The 4,362-nt window shown below is 30.4% G+C and carries 5 protein-coding genes; all 5 read right to left on the bottom strand.

Annotated elements, in window-relative coordinates; translation table 11 throughout:
- Positions 1–131: 131 nt before the first annotated feature.
- Positions 132–932, bottom strand: a complete 801-nt coding sequence (locus SVN78_08770; protein MDY6821696.1) for a cobalamin biosynthesis protein — start codon at positions 930–932, stop codon at positions 132–134.
- Entirely contained in the window at positions 895–1,650 is a 756-nt protein-coding gene (gene cobM / locus SVN78_08775; protein ID MDY6821697.1) for a precorrin-4 C(11)-methyltransferase, read from the bottom strand. Before cobM ends, SVN78_08770 begins: the two co-directional genes overlap by 38 nt.
- Positions 1,647–2,288, bottom strand: coding sequence for a precorrin-6y C5,15-methyltransferase (decarboxylating) subunit CbiE (cbiE, locus tag SVN78_08780; protein MDY6821698.1), 642 nt, complete (start codon positions 2,286–2,288; stop codon positions 1,647–1,649). The genes cobM and cbiE overlap by 4 nt, the downstream gene beginning before the upstream one ends.
- The gene (cbiD, locus tag SVN78_08785; protein MDY6821699.1) at positions 2,272–3,261 is read right to left on the bottom strand and encodes a cobalt-precorrin-5B (C(1))-methyltransferase CbiD; all 990 of its coding nucleotides are present in this window, start codon (positions 3,259–3,261) and stop codon (positions 2,272–2,274) included. Before cbiD ends, cbiE begins: the two co-directional genes overlap by 17 nt.
- Positions 3,245–4,362 (bottom strand): HD-GYP domain-containing protein (locus SVN78_08790; GenBank protein ID MDY6821700.1); only part of this gene is annotated, 1,118 nt, incomplete at its 5' end. The genes SVN78_08790 and cbiD, both read right to left, overlap by 17 nt.

Below are 4,362 nucleotides of genomic sequence, written 5' to 3' on the forward strand. Positions count from 1 at the left end.
ATAAATTCTTGAAATATATAACTTATAGCCACACAGTACATCACATTTCTTAATAACTCTAATAGCATAATCACTCAACAAACTTGTATCACCTGGCCCAATACCTATGATAAAGAGTTTTCCCTTTTCCATTAATACATATCCTCCACAACTGTTGTTACTACACCACTGAATATGGCTCTTTTTAGTATAAACCTCGGTTTTTTTGCTGATAATACCGCAGCGGGTATAGAGACTGAGGGAATATTTAGATATTTTGAAGGTTTACTATATATATCAAATTTATAAAATGGTTGAGATATTAATTCTTCATCAATAAGCCGAAATAATAGATCTTTTTCAATTATTAACTCCTGGAATGCCCTACAAAACAATTTTCTTTTAATAGTTGCCAAAAATTTTATATCCGAGAGATTTATCTTAGCAGTATTACATACTGAAGCTAAGGCTTCTTCTAGATGCTCTTTCTTAACATTCTTTCTAAAGCCTAAACCAACTATATATCTTTTCATTGATTCTGAAGCTGTTGTAATAACTGGCTCAGCAGATATTATGGAGGCTATGGCGCATGCTAGTCTATTAGCCTTTCCTTCATGGCCTGAAAGTATACTTACAACGTAATGTGCTGCCTCATCTACAACAACTACAGCTGGATCACTATATTTTGAGACAATAAAATTTCTTATAGTTCTAACAACTATACCTGTAGCCATTATTGCAACAATATATCTATATTTATCAAAAAGAGTAGGTATAATATCTTTTATGTTATTAAAATAAAATAACGAATCATCAACAAACAACTTTTTGGGAAGAAATATGCTGCATGGTAAACACTTCTTTATTTCATAAGCAAGGCGCAAACCATTATTATTTAAAACAACGACGGCAGTCTTATTTGGGTCTATACCCATGAAAGAATTTTTTATCATACAACCTTGAATACTTATTAAGTTTTCTATTTAATATTTCACCTATTATTATAAGAGCCTTTTTGTTAATTTCTTGTTCAGCTACTAAACTAGCTATATTTTTTAATTCCCCATAGACAATTTTTTCATTAACCCCAGTTACATCATACACCACAGCTACTGGGGTATTTTCACTCCAATGATGTTCAATATATCTTTCAGTTATATATGCAATCTTATCAATTGATAAAAAATAGACATGCGTTCCTTTTACTTCTGCAATTATATTAATTGATTCACCCTTTGGTTTCTTAGTTCTACCCTCTACCCTTGTTATAATAACTGTCTGAGAAACCTCAGGTGCTGTTAACTCAATTTTTAATTTACTACTTACAGCAAAAAGGGAGGATATACCAGGGACTGTCTCATACTCTATGCCTCTATTATCTAACTCTATCATCTGCTCTAAAATTGCTCCATAGATAGAAGGCTCTCCTGAGGCAAGTCTAATTACTTTTTTGTTATTAGATACATAATTTTCAATTATGTTTATAATCTCATCAAGATTTAATCTTGATGAATCAAAATATTCACAATCCCTTTTATTTATGCTTAGAATAGATTTATTAATCAAGCTACCAGCATAAATAATACAATCAGCTTCCTCTATTAACCTATAGGCTTTAACTGTTAATAGTTCGACATCTCCAGGACCTGCACCAACAAAATATAGATTCATCTATCCTCTCTCTTCGGAATAAGCACCATTATCTTTAGGCTGTCATCCTTCAAATTTGATAAATCATTTACATCTTTTAAATTAATAATTAATTCATCTGACAAAGAAAAATTTTGACACACCCAAATATTAAAATTTGACAATAACATCTTAGATTTTATTAAGAAACTCTTTATAGCATTAATATTATCACATAGTATAAATAGCTTTTCTCCAATATAATCTTTTAGTATTATATCTATATCATCCTTCCCATGAAAGGAGAAAAAGTTCATATCACTCCAATTACATCTTAAATATGCAGAAAAGGCTTGAACAATACTAATTCCTGGGATTACCTCTACATTATCTTTGCCAAATCTATCAACTATAAACCTAGAAATACTATAAAAACCAGCATCCCCTGAAACTAATACACTAACTTCATTTTTTCTATATTTGGCAATAATATTGATTGTATCCTCTACTAGATTTGTTGGTACTATATAATACTTATTAGGCGCAAAACTCATAAAACGTGAGGGACCAATAATCAAATTAGAACATTCTATCTTATTAAGTGCCTCTAAGGTTAAATATTTTTTATTACCAGGTCCAACTGATATAATGTTTATTTTTGATCTATGTGTTTTTTCCAATTAAAGATCCTTTCATATCACATAAATAGATTTCTGCTTTTATTTTGTAGTCTTTATAAATTCTCTCTGCTATATCAATTGCGATAATGTCAAAATTATAACCTTCTTTAACAATTTCTTCAACAGTGTTATAATTAGCATTTATATTTAATCTATCAGCAATATATTTTATTGGAGATGGGGCATATTTAGAGTGTGTGTAATAATGCCCCATTGCCATTTTTGCAATCTTTCCAGGATGGCCTATTATATTTATTTCAGTAATTAACCTATCTTTTAAGTAATCAAAGGTAAAATCAAAGAAATTTGATACATTAACATAGGGGCTTTTTTCAAAATAGATATCCAAACATTTCTTCCCTATGCGACCTGGAATTAAGAAAAAATTATAAATATTATTTGCCAATAATACATCTATTTCACATTTAATTGTCTCTTTTACAGCTTCTATACTCATTGGCTTTACAATACCTGTTGAACCTAAAATAGATAGCCCTCCTAGAATACCCAATTTTTCATTGTAGGTTTTTTTTGCTAAATACATACCATCATCAACAGTTAAAAATATGAATGCTGTAAATTTATTTTTTATTAAAGGTAATATATTTTCCCTTATCATCTTTTTAGGGATAGGGTTTATAGCGTACTCACCTACATCAACTTGGAGACCTTTTTTTGCAATAATACCTATACCAGACCCACCAACTATATAAACATTTCCCTTGCCATTAAAAAGTATAACTTCAGCTGCAACAACTGCTTTGTCAGTTACATCAATATCATCACCACCATCTTTAATTACATAAGCTATATCTTTATTATAAAAAACATTAATATCAAGAGGCTTGCCATTGGGGTTTATTATTCTTATATATTCTGGTTTTTTCTTAAAAAGCTTATAAATAACAGCAGCTTTAGAAGCAGCTGCTGCAGCAGCTCCTGTAGTAAAACCACATCTAAGAAACTGTTTCATACATTTTGTCTATCATATTAATAACACTCTTTGGGATTTTACTTATTGGATAGTCTAATGCTTTGACAATCTTTCTTTTAGCAAAGCTTTTTTTTGACAAATCTACTAGCATAGGTGGAATCTTTTTACCATCGGATCTTAAAAAGACTATAAGTATAGGCTCACTGGGGTTTTTATTCTGCCCACAGACTACTCCCACCTCTTTTGTGTTTAACAAAACTAAAGTACCAACTGGAAATAGACCAATATTGGTCACTAAGTATTCAAATACTGTTTTATCTAATAATTTGCCAACCTCAGAATTCATCTCTCTGATAGCTTCATTGGGGTTCTTAGCACTTTTATATACCCTATCACTTGTTATAGCATCAAAGACATCACAAACAGCACCAATTTTACCAAAGATAGATATTTTATCAGCCTTCAATCCCTTAGGATATCCTGAGCCATCATTCCTTTCATGATGCTCTAAAACAACCTTTAGAATAGGTTCATCTACTTTTAACCTCTTCAAAAGTTCTGCCCCCAATAGAGGATGTTTTTTAACAACAGTAAATTCATCCTGTGTTAAAGTACCTTTTTTATTCAATATCTCTGATGGGATAAAAAGTTTACCAATATCGTGAACCAGGCCTCCTATAGTAAGCATCCTTAATTCTCTTGCATTCATTCCCATTAGTTTTCCAACAGCAGTAGAATAGATTGAGACATTAACTGAATGATGATATAGATATTCAGAATAGGTATGTAATTTTGTAAGATACACTAAAGGTCTATAATCTTTAGTTGTAGTCTCTACAACTTTGTCAGCTGCCTTATAGATAGCATCTAGATTAACGGTCTTTTTTTCTAATATCTCATTGAATACCGCCTTTACAACAGCTACTGAATGTAGATATATTTTAGGATTATCATATACAGTCTTAAAGCTAACAGATTCTAAATCTTTTATATTTGGGATATAATTACTATAGTCATCACTAATATATACATATTTTATGCCATGTTTAATTAAATTTTGCTTTAATTCACTATCAACAACTACATTTTTTTTTAAAAACCTCGTATCAACCCAATCAACATCAAGCTTTAATATCCTAT

It is taken from the genome of Deferribacterota bacterium, assembly GCA_034189185.1.
GTDB lineage: Bacteria > Chrysiogenota > Deferribacteres > Deferribacterales > UBA228 > UBA228.